Consider the following 15,081-nt stretch of genomic DNA (forward strand, 5'->3'; position numbering starts at 1 on the left):
GGTTCATCTCTCCCTCCCTCTTAGGAACTGTCATGGTCGATCACGAATTGACCGGGGCGTTTGCGCCCGTCGTCACGCCGTTTCATGCGGATTTGACGCCGGATGCCCCCCGTTTTCTCGCGCACTGCAAATGGTTGCTCTCTCACGGTGTGGGGCTCGCCCCGTTCGGTACCAACAGCGAAGCGAACTCGCTGAGCGTTGGAGAACGCATGGCGTTGCTCGATCATCTGGTCGGGCACGGTCTCGATGTGCGCCGCATGCTACCGGGCACAGGTTGCTGCTCGCTGCCCGAGACGGTCGCGCTCACGCGTCACGCCGTGGCGCACGGTTGTGCCGGTGTGCTGATGCTCCCGCCGTTCTTCTACAAAGGCATTACCGACGACGGCTTGTACGACTACTACGCTCGCGTGATTGAGCAAGTGGGCGACGCTCGTTTGCGCTTGTACCTCTATCACATCCCGGCACTCTCGGGCGTGCCGATCACGTTGCCGGTGATCGAGCGGCTGATTCGCGACTTCTCGCAAACGGTTGTCGGGATCAAGGACAGTTCGGGCGACTGGAACAATCTGAGCGCGATGCTCGATGCATTCCCTGGCTTCGGCATCTTTCCGGCGTCGGAGTCGCTCGTATCGAAGGCGTCGGCCAGAGGCGCGAAGGGCTGCATTTCGGCGACGGTCAACGTGAATCCGCAGGGCATCGGGCGGTTGTGCCGCGAGTGGTCGTCCGAAGCGGGCGAGGGGTTGCAGGCGCAGGCCGATGCCGTGCGCAGCATCGTTCAGTCCTTCCCGATGATCCCGGCGCTCAAGGCGGTGCTGGCATCGCATCGCGACGACCCGGCATGGACGCAGGTGCGCCCACCGCTGAGGGCGCTGACGAGCGAACAACACGAGCGGCTGCATGCGCAATTGGCCGCTTGTGGTTTCGCGTTACCGGGGTAAGCGGCGATGCGCGGCGCGTTGCGGTATCGGGGGTTACGTCGTGGGCTTGCGCGTCATGGGTCGACGCGGTCTCGCACCGGTATGCCCGGCACCATGCTGGCGATGGTGTTGGGCATGGGCGCCTGCGAGGTGTCGCAGGCACAGGTGCAAATCTACGGACACCTCACGCCGATGACCGATTGGGTCAGCGTGAGCGGTCGACAGGTGAGTGCCTCTGCGCCGCGTCCGACGCAGGCGCCGGCAGGCGCGATCAACGCGCCGGAAGCGAGCGGCTCGCGCATGTTGTCGAGCATTTCGTACTTCGGCATGCGCGGCAAAGAGGATCTCGGCGACGGGTACGCGGCGATCTGGCAGATCGAGACGCCGGTCTCGATCGACGGCAAATCGACCGGCGCCATCGCGGGGCGCAACTCGAACGTGGGCCTGAGCGGACCCTTCGGGAGCGCGTTTCTCGGCAATTGGGACACGCCGTATCAATGGTCGACGCTCTCGGTCGGATCGCCGGTAAGAAACCCGTACACCGGCGATCTGAGCACGATCCTGAGCAACCCCGGCTTCAATGTGCCGAATACGACGACGCAGTCGGGGCGCGTGGGTAACCCGGCCGACGCCACGTTCAACCGCCGTCAGGGCAACAGCATTCAGTATTGGTCGCCCGACTGGGCCGGATTTCACATGCGGCTCTCGTATTCGCTTTCGCAGGGCGGCATGACCACGCCGGCCGGCAGTATTTCTCCGCAGGTGTTCGGCGCCGGGCTGGAGTATCTGAACGGCCCGCTACGCGTGCGGTATGCCTACGAAATGCATAAGGACTATTTCGGGCTTGCGTGGCTTGGCGCCCCGGCGTCGGCCAATCCGTCCAATGCAGGCTCGCGTGCCACGGGGTCGCGCGACGACGCGCACAAGGTGTTGATCGTCTTCACCTACGCCCAGACCAAGTGGGTTGCCGGGTGGGACTGGTTGACCTATCGCACCGATGACGGCACGACCGGCAATCTGAACCGGTACCGGCGCGACGCGTTTTACGCGATGGTCCAGCACTGGTTCGCCGGCGGACAGCACTCCGTCTGGCTCGGTGGCGGTTATGCGATGAACGGGGCGTGCTCGCGCACGGGCGGTGCGATGTGCAACACCGACGGGCTCGGCGCGACGCAACTCAACCTCGGCTATCGCTACGACTTCTCGCGCCGCACCGACGTTTATCTCGCCTACTACCAGGTCATCAACCGCGCGTGGGGCAGCTACGGCTTCTCGCCGCGTCCCACGATCGGTAATGGCGCAACTGCGCCACCGGGCGCGCACTACCGGGGCATTGGCTTCGGCATCGAACACAGTTTCTAAACACGACTTTGCGCATTACAGGAGACAACCTTGAGTACGACACAACCGGGCTTCGACAGTATCGTCGAGCGAGAAAAAGGGCTGCATCGCGGCCTGAGCAGCGGGCAATTGTCGATGATTGCCATTGGCGGTGCGATTGGCACCGGTCTGTTTCTGGGCAGCGCGTTCGCCATCGGCTTCGCCGGCCCAAGCGTGCTGCTGAGCTACGCCATCGGCGGCGCCATCGCGCTGTTGCTGATGGGGTGTTTGGCGGAGATGACGGTGGCCCATCCGACATCGGGGTCGTTCGGCGCGTATGCCGAACATTACATCGGGCCGCTGGCCGGATTTCTGGTGCGCTACGGCTATTGGTCGTCGATCGTGTTCGCGGTCGGCACCGAGGTCACGGCCATTGCCGTCTACATGAAGTACTGGTTCCCGGCAGTCCCCGGCTGGTATTGGATCGTTGGCTTCTCGGCCGGGTTGATCGGTATCAATGCGGCAAGCGTCAAGGTGTTCGGTGCGGTCGAGTATGCGTTCTCGATGCTCAAGATCGTGGCCATTGTGGTGTTCCTGATCCTCGGTGCGTATGTGGTTTTCCGTGCGCCGCAAGCCAGTGGCATCGGCGTGGCCAACTACACGTCGCACGGCGGATTCTTCCCGAAGGGGGCGTGGGGCATGTGGGTCGCGGTCATCGTATCGATCTTCAGCTATCTGAGCATCGAGATGATCGCCGTGGCAGCCGGCGAAGCACAGGACCCGCAGCGCGCGATCACGCGTGCCTTTCGCGCGACGATGTTCCGGTTGGTGTTCTTCTATCTGCTCACGCTTGCCCTGACGCTCGCCATCGTGCCGTGGAATTCAGCGGGTGAAGACGGTAGCCCCTTCGTGAAGGTGATGGCCGCCACGCATATTTCGGGCGCGGCAGGGGTGATCAATCTGGTGATTCTCGTGGCGGCACTCTCTGCGATGAACAGCCAGCTCTACATCACCACGCGGATGATGTTCAGCCTGTCGCGCGCGGGTTACGCGCCGCGCCGTTTCGGCGAAGTCAGCCGCAATGGTGTGCCGGTCGCGGCGCTCATGCTGTCGACCATCGGCATTGCGTTGGCCGTGGCGTTGAACGTGCTCGCGCCGAAGGCGTCGTTCACGCTGATGATGTCCGTCTCGATGTTCGGCGCGATGTTCACCTGGCTGATGATCTTCGTCACCCACCTGTACTTCCGCCGCGCCCACGACGCGAAGTCGCTGACATTCCGCATGTGGGGCTACCCCTATGCGAGTCTGGCGGGTGCGTTGCTCATGCTGGCAACGCTCGTCACGACGTATTTCACCGACGAGTTCCGCATGACGCTCGTCTACGGCGTGCCGTTTGTCGTGGCGCTGTCGGTGATCTATGCGGTGTGGTATCGCCAACGGGCAGGCGCGCCTGCGGTGACGACCCAGGGGCAGGAGGGATAAGGCGAAGTGTGATGGGGGGAGCTTGTCCGGGCGCGACGGTATGACGCCGTCGCGGCCCGAGGCGTCTCGATCAGTGAGCGTTCAGGCGCGCCGGATCGATTTCCAGCAGCGTGTGTTGGCGGATTTCGCTTCGGGTGGCGTCATTATCGTTCGCGTCGTCGTTCGTGGCCGATTTGCCGGAGCGTGCCGCGTCGTTCTGAATCACGGACTGAAGCAGACCCATCAGATCGGTGCTGCTCGAACCCGAGAGCGGCGTCGTGACGTGACTCACCAGCTTGCCAATTTCGTAGCGCATGACTTGCATCGACCGGCTGGCGGTACGGCGTGCCTGTGCGCGGATCAGCAGGCCGTCGCGATAGCCGACGTCGACGCTGCTGTTCGCCGAGTCCTGAACCTTCACGTACTCGTAGTTCTGCGACTTCGGATCGGTCGTCAGATTGAGTGGCACACCGGCCCAGAGCGAGCGGTGATAGTTCGCCGAGAGTGTTGCCTGCGTCTGCTGCGCAAGGGTTCGGTCAAGCGTGTTCTTCCCCCCGATCTGGGTACTTTGCGAAATCTGGTAATCGAACGAATCGATTTCCGACGGACGCATTGGATTGGGGGATTTCGTCGTCTGGGAAATCGACGCACTGAAATCTGCCAACCCACTCAGTACCGACGTGTCGGCATTGCTCAATGAGATACGCGGCAGCGTCGGTGCGGGAGGATAGTGGCTATTCAGGCCCACGAAGGCGGCCTTGAACATGTCCATGAGCGTAGCGTCGCCATTGCCGCGTGTCTGGGCTGTGCCGAAACGGGCGAGCCAGGCGTCTAGCGCGGCGGCCTGGGCTTTCGGACTGCCGATGGCCTGCAAATGGGTCAGATCGACATTGACATCGAACTTCCCGGCCGTTCCATCGACGTGCATTGAGCGTTGTGTCGCGTCGGCATGGAAGCTGACGTTCTGTGGCGCCTTGCCGTTCGCGCCGAGTGTGGCCGACAGGTCGACTGACTTCAGCACCGAGGCATCGAACCCCGTGAGCCCGCTGAAATCGACCGCGGGCGGCTGTTTCGCCAGACCGTTCACCGCACTCTGAAAGGCATCGGCGAGCTTGCCGAGTTCATCGCGTTCGGCATCCGTGAGCGTGCCCTGTGTCACCGAGAACTCGGCGGACAGGCCGTCGTCGCTACTGCCAAGACGAACTGTGACCTTCGCGCCGCTGGCCGTGGAGATCGTCAACGCGAACCGGTTGTCGGCGTTCGTCTGCAAATTGGACTGCTGCAACGCCAGATCGGTGTCCGACACCGGCGTGAGCGAGTTCGACCGGAGCACGCTTTGCGAGTACGAGGTGGCGCCGCCCGCAATGGCAGACATCAACTTCGTGCCGAGTTGATCGAGACGATTGCCGAGCGCAGATGTTGTCGCATTGCCCGACATGATCAACGACAGCGGGTCGGACGGCACGCGCTGCCAGAGCAGGGCGCCTCCGTTGGCGACCGGCTGGCTATACGTCGGCCAGTTGGCAACGGGGGGTGTCTGGGTGAGCGTGACCCTAGTCGATCCGGTGATGGTCGACGTGTCTGCGTTAGGCACAGTGAGGCCCGTGGCGGCCGCTGCGCGCGAGGCAATGTCGCTAGTAGTGAGCGAGGCGAGCGTTGAAACAGAGTTTATGGACGTCATCGGGGGGCGTGTCGTCGGAACTGTCCTGATAAGGCCCGGTAAGGAATGTCGGGCGATCAATAGGATTAACGACTTCCAGACGTCAATATTTAGCCCGGCCTCTTAATTCCTGCGGGGGCGTTCCGGCGCCGCGCGAACGGTTTCATTTCAATGCCTGCGGGAAAACGGGGGCGTCGAGAAGAGAGCTTGCGCCGTCCGCTTGCCTCATGGCATTATGAAACATCAAAAGTTACGTTTAGGTTGGCGCCGGGCCATGCAACAAGACACGATAGCGATGTTCGACCAGCACGCAGCCACATACGATCAGACCTGGCAGGCGATGGCGCCACTGCGCGAGGCTCTGCAACTGGTGCTGGACAGTGTTTTTGCACCATTGCCGGAAGATGCCGAAGTGCTGTGCGTCGGTGCAGGCACCGGGGCGGAAATCCTGTATCTCGCGGCTCGACATCCCGGCTGGCGTTTCACCGCCGTGGAGCCGTCAGGGCCGATGCTCGACGTATTCCGCCGGAAGGCCGAGGCGCACGGGATCGTGTCGCGTTGTGCATTTCATCGAGGGTATCTGGATTCGTTACCGTCGACGGCGCCGTTCGACGCGGCGACGTCGATCCTCGTCTCCCAATTCGTGACCGACCCTATCGAACGCCGGGGGTTCTTTCGTGGCATTGCGCAACGGCTGCGCCCGGGCGGGTACCTGGCGAGCGCCGATCTGGCGTGCGAGATGACGTCGGAGGCCGGTCGCCGGTTGCTCGACGTCTGGTTCGAGATGATGTCGGTGAACCCAGAGGCGCGTGAGCGTGCGAGGGCGGTCTATGGTTCGCAGGTGGCCGTGGTGCCGCCCGAGGCGGTGAGCGACCTGATCCGGGAGGGCGGCTTCGACGGGCCGGTGCGTTTCTTCCAGAGCGGTCTGATACACGCCTGGTTCGCGCGTCAGGCACTCGACAGTTGAGATCACCATGAGAAGCGATAGTCGTCTTTCACGCATGTTGCATGTATTGCTTCACATGGCGCGGCGCGACGCCCCGTTCACTTCCGAGCAACTTGCTCAGATGCTACGCACGAATCCCGTGGTAGTCAGACGCACCATGGCGGGCCTGCGCGACGCAGGCTATGTGCGCTCCGACAAGGGGCACGGCGGTGGCTGGTCCATCGCCTGCGACCTGCGCGACGTGACGCTGCTCGATATTCATCGTGCCGTGGGTGGCCCTCACATCTTCGCCATCGGTGTGCAGAGCGACAATCCGGAATGCGCCGTCGAGCGGGCGGTGAATGTCGCACTCGACGGCGCGTTGCGTGAGGCGGAGCACATCCTCGTCAAGCGGCTCGGGGCGATCTCGCTGGCCGACCTCGCGCAGAACTTCGATGCGCTCTGCCGGCAGCACGAATTGACGGCCCAGTGATCAATGCACGGCCGAGAGCTGCGCCTTGATGGCCGCCTCGGTCTTGTCGTAATCGCCTTCACCGAAATGCGTGTAGACGATTTTTCCCGACTTGTCGACCAGGTAGAACGCCGGCCAGTACAGGTTGTCGTAGGCCTTCCACGTGGCGTAGCGGTTATCCTGCGCGATCGGATAGGTGATGCCGAAGCGCCGGATGGCGTCGCGGACATTGCCGGTGTCTCGCTCGAACGCGTATTCGGGCGTGTGCACCCCCACCACGACCAGTCCCTGATCCTTGTATTTCTTGTACCACTGCTGTACGTAAGGCAGCGTGTGGATGCAGTTGATGCACGAGTAGGTCCAGAAGTCGACCAGCACAACCTTGCCGCGCAGTTGCTCAAGCGTGAGGGGCTGGCTGTTTAGCCAGTTGTCTATGCCGGTGAATTCGGGGGCGGCGCCCTCGGTCATCGGACGCGCCTGCGAAGGGCCGCAGGCAGCAAGGCCGGTGAGGGTGAGGGCGATCAGGGCACTTCTGAGCAACGTCAACATAGCAATTTTTCTCCTGAGAGCAGTGCAACGGTTTTACCTACGTCGGTCACCGTATTTCACTGCCGGGGCGTATCTGCCATGTGTTCGCCGATGCCCATTTTGGCAATGTCCTGTATCCCGATACCCGCCAGATACACAGGGATACAAACGCAGACAGCGATTGGGCTATAAAGCAGACAGCGCTCGCGCCGCCGGCGCGGGCTCACTGGGGAGTCCACACGATGTCGTCCAAATGGTTGCAAGGGTCCTGTCATTGCGGGGCCGTTCGTTTTGAAGTTCAGACGCCGGTCGAGCCGGCCGCGCGCTGCAATTGCAGCCTCTGCCGTCGAAAGGGAGCGCTGATGACGCCGGCCTTTCCCGAAGCCAATCTGCACATCCTGTCAGGGGCGGAGGATCTGACGTGCTATCAGTTCAATACTCGCGTTGCCCGTCACTACTTCTGCAAACATTGCGGGATATACCCGTTCCATGCATCGCGCACGTCGCCCGGCATGTGGCGCGCGAACATCGGCTGTCTGGAAGGCATCGATCCCTACGCGCTCGACGCGTCGGTGGCCGACGGGCAGACACTCTCCGTGGTGGAGGACGCATGAAGCGCCTGCTCGGTTTGCTCGCCTTTCTGGCTGGCGGCTTCAGCACTGAAGCCGTCCATCCGCTGCAATGCGATCTCGCACCGCTCAGCCGCCGGGCGGTGCCGGTAACGGAACGCTCGCGCCGCCGCACCGGCCCGGACTTGTCCGGCGACGGTCATGGTCCGCGCCATTCGCCGTCATCGCTATAATCGCCGGCATGGAAAAGCTCGATCATGTGTTGATCGTCGACGACGATCGCGGCATTCGGGAGCTGCTGGCCGAATATCTCGAAAAGAACGGCATGCGCGTGAGCGTTGCCGCGAACGGGCGCGAGATGCGCGCGGTGTTGGCCGACGGCGCGCCCGACCTCATCGTGCTCGACCTGATGCTGCCCGGCGAAGACGGCCTCGTGCTGTGTCGCGAACTGCGCGCGGGCAAGTTCAAGGCCGTGCCGGTGTTGATGCTGACGGCGCGAAGCGAAGAGACGGACCGCATTGTCGGGCTGGAAATGGGCGCGGACGATTACCTCGCCAAGCCGTTCGCGGTGCGCGAATTGCTCGCCCGCATCAAGTCGGTACTGCGTCGTACCCGGATGTTGCCGCCGGGCATGCAGATTACCGAGACGGCCGAAGTGCTCGGTTTCGGTGAGTGGCAACTGGATACGACGGCACGGCATCTACTGGACGCCGATGGCACGCAGGTGGCGCTCAGCGGCGCGGAATACCGATTGCTTCGCGTGTTGCTCGACCATCCGCAGCGCGTGCTTACGCGAGACCAGTTGCTTAACCTCACGCAGGGGCGTCAGGCCGATGCCTTTGATCGTTCCATCGATCTGCTAATCAGCCGGTTGCGCCAGCGTTTGCGCGACGGCGCGCGTGAGCCTCGCTATATCAAGACGCTGCGCAACGAAGGCTATGTCTTCTGCGCGGCGGTCACTGTGGTTGCTGCCTCCGAATGACACCGTCAACGCTGCCGGCTCCGGCGCTTCGCCAGCCTCGCTGGCACTGGCCGCGCTCGCTGTTTGCGAGGCTGGCCCTCATTCTGTTCCTTGGTCTGGCGCTGGCGCAGGCACTCTCATTCTGGCTCACGATGACCGAGCGCAATCGCGTAACGTCGAACATGATGAGCGTCTATATCGAGAGCGAAGTCGCCAGTTCTGTCGCGTTGCTCGACCATTTGCCACCGGCCGAGCGGGCGCAGTGGTTGCCGCGACTGGCGCGGCGCAGCTACCGCTTCGAACTGGGGGACGGTGAGCGTGGTGGCAAGCCCGACGCCGGCCTCGCCGCGCAAGTCGCCCGCGTGATCGAAGACGCCATTGGCGTGTCGTATCCACTGACAGTGAACAGCGTGCCCAACGATCCCGACCGCCTTCAGGTGCATTTGCGCCTCACGGACGGCTCGCCACTGACCATCGATGTCTTCCCGACGCCAACACTGCCGCTCTCCGGATGGCTGCCGGCTGTACTGATGCTGCAATTGGTGATGATCGCAGGCTGTTGCTGGCTTGCCGTGCGCGTGGCGACGCGTCCGTTGAGCGTGCTGGCGGATGCGGCCGACGCGCTGGGCCCGGATCTGCGCGCCGAGCGTCTGAACGAAGACGGTCCGTCGGAAGTCGCCCGTGCCGCCCGTGCATTCAACGCCATGCAAGATCGCATTGGCAGCTACATGACCGAACGCATGCAGATTCTCGCCGCCATCTCACATGATTTGCAGACGCCGATTACGCGGATGCGCCTGCGGGTCGACACGATGGATGACGAGACCTCGGCGGTGCGTCTGCGGCAGGATTTGCGCGAGATGGAGTCGCTCGTCAAGGAGGGCGTGACGTATGCCCGCACGCTTCACGGGGCTTCCGAGGCGCCGTGCAAGGTCGATCTCGACGCGCTGCTCGACAGTCTGGTCTGCGATTACGTCGACGCGGGGTCACCCGTCGCCCTCACGGGACAGGTCGGTCACCCGATCGTGACGCGTCCACAGGCGTTGCGGCGCATTGTCGGCAACCTCGTCGACAACGCGCTCAAGTATGGCAACGAAGCGCAATTGACGGTGACCCCGCATGCAAACGGTATCGATGTGGTGGTGAGCGATCGCGGGCCGGGTATTCCTGACGACATGCTCGACGCCGTCTTCGCGCCATTTGTGCGTATCGAGACGTCGCGCAATCGCAATACCGGTGGCACAGGGCTGGGTCTCGCCATTGCGCGTCAGCTCGCGCAGGCCATGGATGCCACGCTCACGCTGCGCAATCGTAAGGGCGGCGGTCTGGAGGCGCGGCTTTTGCTCAAGGCTTGAGACGACGTAGCAAAAGACAATGCGGGGCGACATGTCATCGAGATGTCGCCCCGCTTTTTTTGCGCCACTTGCCGGTGCCCGTGACGCGACCGGACCGCTTACACCAACGTAATCGTCACGCCGATGTTTCCGCGCGTCATCTTCGAGTAGGGACAGGTAGCGTGTGCGGCGTCCACAAGGCTTTGCGCCACATCGCGCGGCACGCCCGGCAGGTTCACGAACAGGCGGGCTTGCAATGCATAGCCATCGTTCAAACGACCGAGATCGACTTCGGCATCGACCGACAGATCTTCCGGCAACGCCACCTTGCTGGCTTGCGCGGCGAGGCCCATGGCGCCGATGAAGCAGGCAGACCAGCCTGCGGCAAAGAGCTGCTCGGGGTTAGTTCCCGTGCCGCCTGTGCCGGGCGAGGAGAGCGCGATGTTGAGACGGCCATCGCTGCTGCGTGCCGTGCCGTCGCGGCCACCGGAGGTGGTGTGGGTGCGGCCGGTGTAAAGGACTCTGTCGAGTTGGGTCATGAGGTGCCTCTGTCAATGGAATGCGCCGAATGGCGGCGCGAACCGATGTCCATGCCGGGGAAGTCCGGCGTGTCTGGCATCGACTTCTCGCATTGAAACGGGGGGAGGTATCGGGGATGTGTCCGGTTCGTGCCCGGCAGTAACAGAGGTTGTCCCGTCGCTGGCGGGATACATTGAAATACAAATGCGGCCCACGCAGACGCCGAGAATCGGGCATCGGCGAGGCGCAGAGGGCGTGCGAACGGTTCCGAACCCTGCTGCCCCCGGCGCGCGACGGTCGAGGGGCTACCGCTCCAGACCGGCCCGATGCTTCTGATACTGAATCGCGGAGACGATGGCCACGCGACGGATCGGCTCGGGCGGCAGCCATGTCGGGCGCTCGAAGCCCAGCGCGTCGGATAGCTCGGGTGACTGTTGGCCACAGGCCATTTCCCCGAGCAGCTTGCCGAACATGCTGCCCTTGAGCACGCCCGCGCCATTGCAGCCGAGCGAAGCGAACAGGTCTTTGCGAATCTCGCCGAAATACAGCGCGCCGTTGCGGGTGAGGGCCGTCACGCCGCCCCAGACGTGTTCGAACTTATGCGAGCCCATTTGCGGATAGCGGCGGCGATAGGCATCGGTGAGCATCGTGTTGACGTCGCTCATCGGGCGCTCCTTCTCATACGAATAAGCGCTACGCACGATAAATCGGCCACCGAGGGTCTTGCGCAGCGTGGTGCCGAGCCGGTTCGCGGGAATCACGCCCCACTCCGGAGCTGGGCCCAGCTTGGCGAGTTCGTCGGCGGACAGGGCCGGTGTCATGGCGGCATAGGTGTAGATCGTGAACACGCGATCGCGCGCGAGTCCCAGCTTGCGAGCGAAGCCGTTGTTCGCGACGATGACCTGCTTGGCGCGTAGTTCTGTGCTCGCCGTCGTCACCGTGAAGGGACCATTACCGTCGAGCGACACGACGGGTTCGTTCTCCCACAGCCGGACATTGGCGGGCAGGCTGTCGGCCAGACCCCGCACGAGTGCGGCAGGTTGCACGAAAACGTTATTGTCCGAGTGATAGCCGTAGCCGTAATAGTCCGTGCCGATCTCGCTTCGAAGCGCGTCGCGCGACAGTTCGCGATACGTCACGCCCCACTCGCGGTACTGCCCGAGCGTGTCGCGCAGGCGTTGTTCACCGTCTGGCGTGGCGGCGGCGTGATACTTGCCAACGGGATTCCAGCCACAGTCGATGCCATGCATCGTCACGAGTTCGTGCAGCCACCTGAGACCGATGTCGTAGAGCCGGATTTGCTTGCGTGCGACTTCCACCGGACTGCCGTGTCCACCCATGCCGGTGTTATGGGGCAGGTTGATGAGAAAGCCCGAGTTGCGGCCTGCCGAACCGTTACCGACCGTTGTGGCATCGATCACGAGCACAGTGGCATCGGGGCGGAGCTCCGCGACACGGCGGGCGGCGGCCAGACCCGTGAAACCCGCGCCGATCACGATGACGTCGAAACTGCGCGCCACCGGTGCCTGCGTGTGGGGCATGCGCGACGGTAGCAACGCGTTCCAGCCCGCACCTGCCTGATAGGCGGGAAACATGTCCCGCGCTGGGCGGGAGGAAGTGACTTGATTGGACATGACGATAGAAATGCGGGGGCTTGCCGGAGGTTACGCAGCCTGGCTTTCCAGACTGCGCATGACTTCGGTCTGTACGGTGTTCCAGATTTGCGACTTGAGTTCGTTGTAGCGCGGCGAGAGTTGGACTTGAGCGTCGCGCGGCATGGGCAGATCGTTCGGCATGTCACACGCTACGCGGCCCGGACGTGCGCTCATGATGACCATGCGGGTCGAGAGCATCAGGGCTTCGTCGATCGAGTGCGTGATGAAAACGATCGTCTTGCCGCTCTTTTGATAGATCTGGAGCAGTTCCTCCTGCAACACCTGACGCGTCATGGCGTCGAGCGCCGCGAAGGGTTCGTCGAGCAGAATCACGTCCGGGTCATTGGCGAGCACGCGGGCAATCGACACGCGCTGGCGCATACCGCCCGAGAGCGCTTTCGGAAAGCGGTCTTCGAACCCCTTGAGGCCGACCATCTCGATATAGCGCCGTGCCGTCGCGTAGCGCGAGGCCTTATCGATGCCCTTCATCTTCAGGCCGAAGGCCACGTTGTCGAGCACATTGAGCCAGGGAAACAGCGCGTATTGCTGAAAGACCATGCCGCAGTGAGGATCGATGCCTTTCACCTCACGGCCGTTCACGCGAATCTGTCCGGTCGTCGGCGCGTCGAAGCCCGTGATCAGATTGAGCAGCGTCGACTTGCCGCAACCGGAAGCGCCGAGCAACACCACGAACTCGCCGCGGGCAATGTTCATATCCACGCGCTCGAGGGCCTGGAAATCGCCATAACGCTTCGAGACACCGTCGATGGCGATCATGGTCTCCGTGTTGCCGGTCGATGCCTCACCGGGGGTGCGTTGTGCGCCAACGTGCGAATCGATGCGATCGTTCATGCCTGCCACCTCAACACCTTGCGCTCGATGGCGCGAAAAACGATATCCGTCACCAGCACGGTGACACTGATCATCACCATGCCGAGCACGACCACTTCCGTCTGGAAGAACTCCTTGCCGTTCATGATGAGGAAGCCCAGACCTTCGCGTGCGGCGACGAGTTCTGCGGAGATCACACACGTCCACGACAGGCCGAGAATGATCTTCATACCGGAGAGAATCTGCGGCAGACTCGCTGGCAGAATCACCTCGCGCATCACCTGCGCGTTGCTCGCGCCGAGATTCTTGGCGGCACGAATCAGCAGCGGGTCGACATTGCGCGTGGCTTCGATCACATAGACCAGCGCCGGGGCGAACGTACCCATGAACACAATGCTGTACTTCTGCGTCTCCGAGATACCGAACCACAGCAGTGAGAGCGGAATCCAGCTCATCGACGGGAGCGGGCGCAGGAACGACAGGATCGGATCGAACGCGGCACGGGCATAGCTCGACGTGCCGAGCACAATGCCCAACGGAATCGCCACGATCGTTGCCGCGACGAAACCCGTCATCACGCGGCGCGTGGAGGCGAGCACATTCGAGAGCAGCGTGCCGTCGGCCAGCATCGCGACAATGCGTTCGCCGACAGCCGACGGCGGCGGCAGGAACAGGGGATCGACGATCCCGGTGCGGCAGGCGGCTTCCCACGCGAGCAAGAACACCACCACGGACGCAAACCCTACACCCAGCAGCGTGGTGCGGGACGGTTGACGATGATTCACAATCAGACTCCTCGAGCGTGCGCCGGTGCGTCTATCGACGAACAACGGCGCACTGATCCAGCCGCAGGGCTTACAGATACGACGTGTTGATCCACTGGCGCACGGCCGGTGCCTTATCGATCTGCTTATACGTCACCAGCATTTCCGCGAGGCGTTGCAGGCCGTCGACATAGCTGCCGGGCGACTTGAGCAACTGCGTTTGCTGGGCGAGGCTGTACCACTCTGCGCCCTTGATCGTCTCGATCTGATCGAGTGCCGACATGCCGGTGAGGGCGATCAGCGAGCGGGCGGCTTCGTCCGGTTTATCGCGCAGCGTCTGGCAGGCATCGAAATACACCTTGAGGTACTTGCGAACCGCGTCGGCGTTCTTCTCAGCCCACGCATTGCGCACGATCAACACATCCGGACCTGGCGTCACGTTGTACTTCTTGTAGAGCGAGAACTGCGTGTCGTCCGCCAGCAGCTTCATGCCCGACATGGCGCGAATGCGGTTGAACTGCGGCGTCCAGGCGGCGGCCGCGTCGATCTGCCCCGACTGAATGGCCCCCGGCAGCTCCGGGGCGGGCACATTGAGCACCGTCACGTCGTTCGACAGACCGGCGCTGCCCAGCAGATCCAGTACCAGCAGGTGCGCGCTCGACGCGAACGTCACGCCCAGCTTCTTGCCCTTGAGGTCTTGCAGCGAATTCACGCCATCGCGCACGAACAGACCTTCCACACGGCCGAAGCTCTCCGGCACGGCCACAATCGAGAAGTGCTTCGAGCCGCGAGCCATCAGCGCGAGTGCCGACACGATGCCGGTACAGGCGATATCGATCCCCCCCGAGAGCACGGCGCTCATGCGAGCGGACGACGTGCCGAACGACTGCCATTGCTGATCGATGCCTGCATTCGTCAGTGCGCCGGACTTCATGGCCAGATAGGCGGGGTAGTGTCCCAGCCAGGCCGATCCGCCGTACTGAATCGTCGTGGCGTCTGCTGCGCGGGCGATTCCCGGAAGCGTCAGAGCGCCGGCAGCGGCAGCGGCCGAAAGCGTTGCGCTTGTGTGAAGGAACTTGCGTCGAGAAAGGTTCATGCGTGTCTCCATATTGGTTGTGTGTTATTCGCGTTGAACAATGGGCGCGCTTCAGGTGAGATCCATCTG

16 protein-coding genes are annotated in these 15,081 nt (G+C 63.0%); 9 read left to right on the forward strand and 7 right to left on the reverse strand.

Going from position 1 to position 15,081, the window contains the following annotated elements:
• The first annotated feature begins 32 nt into the window (after window positions 1-32).
• From PI93_RS15030 to PI93_RS15040, 3 genes are all read left to right on the forward strand, one after another.
• Window positions 33-938, forward strand: a complete 906-nt coding sequence (locus PI93_RS15030; protein ID WP_039365779.1) for a dihydrodipicolinate synthase family protein — start codon at window positions 33-35, stop codon at window positions 936-938.
• Window positions 939-1,019: 81 nt separating this feature from the next.
• Window positions 1,020-2,279, forward strand: a complete 1,260-nt coding sequence (locus tag PI93_RS15035) for a porin (RefSeq protein WP_052240368.1) — start codon at window positions 1,020-1,022, stop codon at window positions 2,277-2,279.
• Window positions 2,280-2,309: 30 nt separating this feature from the next.
• Complete coding sequence (locus tag PI93_RS15040; RefSeq protein WP_052240367.1) at window positions 2,310-3,719, forward strand: amino acid permease; 1,410 nt, start codon at window positions 2,310-2,312, stop codon at window positions 3,717-3,719.
• A 70-nt stretch (window positions 3,720-3,789) separates the two neighbouring features.
• On the opposite strand, the gene PI93_RS15045 is transcribed toward PI93_RS15040, so the two are convergent.
• A complete protein-coding gene (locus PI93_RS15045) occupies window positions 3,790-5,379 on the reverse strand; it encodes a hypothetical protein (protein WP_039365775.1) in 1,590 nt (529 codons plus the stop codon).
• Between the two features lie 253 nt (window positions 5,380-5,632).
• On the opposite strand from PI93_RS15045, the gene PI93_RS15050 reads away from it, so the two are divergent.
• Both PI93_RS15050 and PI93_RS15055 read left to right on the forward strand, forming a co-directional pair.
• Window positions 5,633-6,325, forward strand: coding sequence for a class I SAM-dependent methyltransferase (locus tag PI93_RS15050; RefSeq protein WP_039365773.1), 693 nt, complete (start codon window positions 5,633-5,635; stop codon window positions 6,323-6,325).
• Window positions 6,326-6,332: 7 nt separating this feature from the next.
• Window positions 6,333-6,776, forward strand: a complete 444-nt coding sequence (locus PI93_RS15055; RefSeq protein WP_039365770.1) for an Rrf2 family transcriptional regulator — start codon at window positions 6,333-6,335, stop codon at window positions 6,774-6,776.
• On the opposite strand, the gene PI93_RS15060 is transcribed toward PI93_RS15055, so the two are convergent.
• Entirely contained in the window at window positions 6,777-7,304 is a 528-nt protein-coding gene (locus tag PI93_RS15060; protein ID WP_039365768.1) for a thioredoxin family protein, read from the reverse strand. It abuts the gene before it with no gap.
• A gap of 221 nt (window positions 7,305-7,525) precedes the next feature.
• On the opposite strand from PI93_RS15060, the gene PI93_RS15065 reads away from it, so the two are divergent.
• From PI93_RS15065 to PI93_RS15080, 4 genes are read left to right on the forward strand one after another with little or no spacing between them, the layout of a single operon-like run.
• Window positions 7,526-7,897, forward strand: coding sequence for a GFA family protein (locus tag PI93_RS15065; RefSeq protein ID WP_039365766.1), 372 nt, complete (start codon window positions 7,526-7,528; stop codon window positions 7,895-7,897).
• Window positions 7,894-8,085 (forward strand): hypothetical protein, encoded by a 192-nt coding sequence (locus tag PI93_RS15070; protein ID WP_039365763.1) that lies wholly within the window; start codon window positions 7,894-7,896, stop codon window positions 8,083-8,085. Before PI93_RS15065 ends, PI93_RS15070 begins: the two co-directional genes overlap by 4 nt.
• Before the next feature lie 8 nt (window positions 8,086-8,093).
• Entirely contained in the window at window positions 8,094-8,834 is a 741-nt protein-coding gene (locus tag PI93_RS15075) for a response regulator (RefSeq protein WP_039365761.1), read from the forward strand.
• Window positions 8,831-10,168: an ATP-binding protein gene (locus tag PI93_RS15080; RefSeq protein WP_039365760.1), complete on the forward strand. Its 1,338-nt coding sequence runs from the start codon at window positions 8,831-8,833 to the stop codon at window positions 10,166-10,168. The genes PI93_RS15075 and PI93_RS15080 overlap by 4 nt, the downstream gene beginning before the upstream one ends.
• A 98-nt stretch (window positions 10,169-10,266) precedes the next feature.
• Here PI93_RS15080 and PI93_RS15085 read toward each other — a convergent pair whose 3' ends face one another.
• The 5 genes from PI93_RS15085 to PI93_RS15105 form a co-directional block, all read right to left on the reverse strand.
• Window positions 10,267-10,686 carry an organic hydroperoxide resistance protein gene (locus PI93_RS15085; RefSeq protein ID WP_039365758.1) on the reverse strand — a complete coding sequence of 140 codons (420 nt, stop codon included), beginning with the start codon at window positions 10,684-10,686 and terminating at the stop codon, window positions 10,267-10,269.
• Between the two features lie 285 nt (window positions 10,687-10,971).
• Complete coding sequence (locus PI93_RS15090) at window positions 10,972-12,300, reverse strand: NAD(P)/FAD-dependent oxidoreductase (RefSeq protein WP_039365755.1); 1,329 nt, start codon at window positions 12,298-12,300, stop codon at window positions 10,972-10,974.
• Window positions 12,301-12,330: 30 nt separating this feature from the next.
• The gene (locus PI93_RS15095; RefSeq protein WP_039366111.1) at window positions 12,331-13,098 is read right to left on the reverse strand and encodes an ABC transporter ATP-binding protein; all 768 of its coding nucleotides are present in this window, start codon (window positions 13,096-13,098) and stop codon (window positions 12,331-12,333) included.
• A 71-nt stretch (window positions 13,099-13,169) separates the two neighbouring features.
• Window positions 13,170-13,937, reverse strand: a complete 768-nt coding sequence (locus tag PI93_RS15100; protein ID WP_039365753.1) for an ABC transporter permease — start codon at window positions 13,935-13,937, stop codon at window positions 13,170-13,172.
• 70 nt (window positions 13,938-14,007) lie between these two features.
• Window positions 14,008-15,012, reverse strand: coding sequence for an ABC transporter substrate-binding protein (locus PI93_RS15105; RefSeq protein ID WP_039365751.1), 1,005 nt, complete (start codon window positions 15,010-15,012; stop codon window positions 14,008-14,010).
• Window positions 15,013-15,081: the final 69 nt, after the last annotated feature.

Source organism: Pandoraea fibrosis (genome assembly GCF_000807775.2).
Lineage (GTDB): Bacteria > Pseudomonadota > Gammaproteobacteria > Burkholderiales > Burkholderiaceae > Pandoraea > Pandoraea fibrosis.

Coding starts and splice junctions, on each gene's coding strand:
- PI93_RS15045 (WP_039365775.1), bottom strand. CDS start 5,379: ATGACGTCCATAAACTCTGTTTCAACGCTCGCCTCGCTCACTACTAGC.
- PI93_RS15085 (WP_039365758.1), bottom strand. CDS start 10,686: ATGACCCAACTCGACAGAGTCCTTTACACCGGCCGCACCCACACCACC.
- PI93_RS15095 (WP_039366111.1), bottom strand. CDS start 13,098: ATGATCGCCATCGACGGTGTCTCGAAGCGTTATGGCGATTTCCAGGCC.
- PI93_RS15075 (WP_039365761.1), top strand. CDS start 8,094: ATGGAAAAGCTCGATCATGTGTTGATCGTCGACGACGATCGCGGCATT.
- PI93_RS15050 (WP_039365773.1), top strand. CDS start 5,633: ATGCAACAAGACACGATAGCGATGTTCGACCAGCACGCAGCCACATAC.
- PI93_RS15070 (WP_039365763.1), top strand. CDS start 7,894: ATGAAGCGCCTGCTCGGTTTGCTCGCCTTTCTGGCTGGCGGCTTCAGC.
- PI93_RS15090 (WP_039365755.1), bottom strand. CDS start 12,300: ATGTCCAATCAAGTCACTTCCTCCCGCCCAGCGCGGGACATGTTTCCC.
- PI93_RS15035 (WP_052240368.1), top strand. CDS start 1,020: ATGCCCGGCACCATGCTGGCGATGGTGTTGGGCATGGGCGCCTGCGAG.
- PI93_RS15080 (WP_039365760.1), top strand. CDS start 8,831: ATGACACCGTCAACGCTGCCGGCTCCGGCGCTTCGCCAGCCTCGCTGG.
- PI93_RS15060 (WP_039365768.1), bottom strand. CDS start 7,304: ATGTTGACGTTGCTCAGAAGTGCCCTGATCGCCCTCACCCTCACCGGC.
- PI93_RS15055 (WP_039365770.1), top strand. CDS start 6,333: ATGAGAAGCGATAGTCGTCTTTCACGCATGTTGCATGTATTGCTTCAC.
- PI93_RS15065 (WP_039365766.1), top strand. CDS start 7,526: ATGTCGTCCAAATGGTTGCAAGGGTCCTGTCATTGCGGGGCCGTTCGT.
- PI93_RS15105 (WP_039365751.1), bottom strand. CDS start 15,012: ATGAACCTTTCTCGACGCAAGTTCCTTCACACAAGCGCAACGCTTTCG.
- PI93_RS15030 (WP_039365779.1), top strand. CDS start 33: ATGGTCGATCACGAATTGACCGGGGCGTTTGCGCCCGTCGTCACGCCG.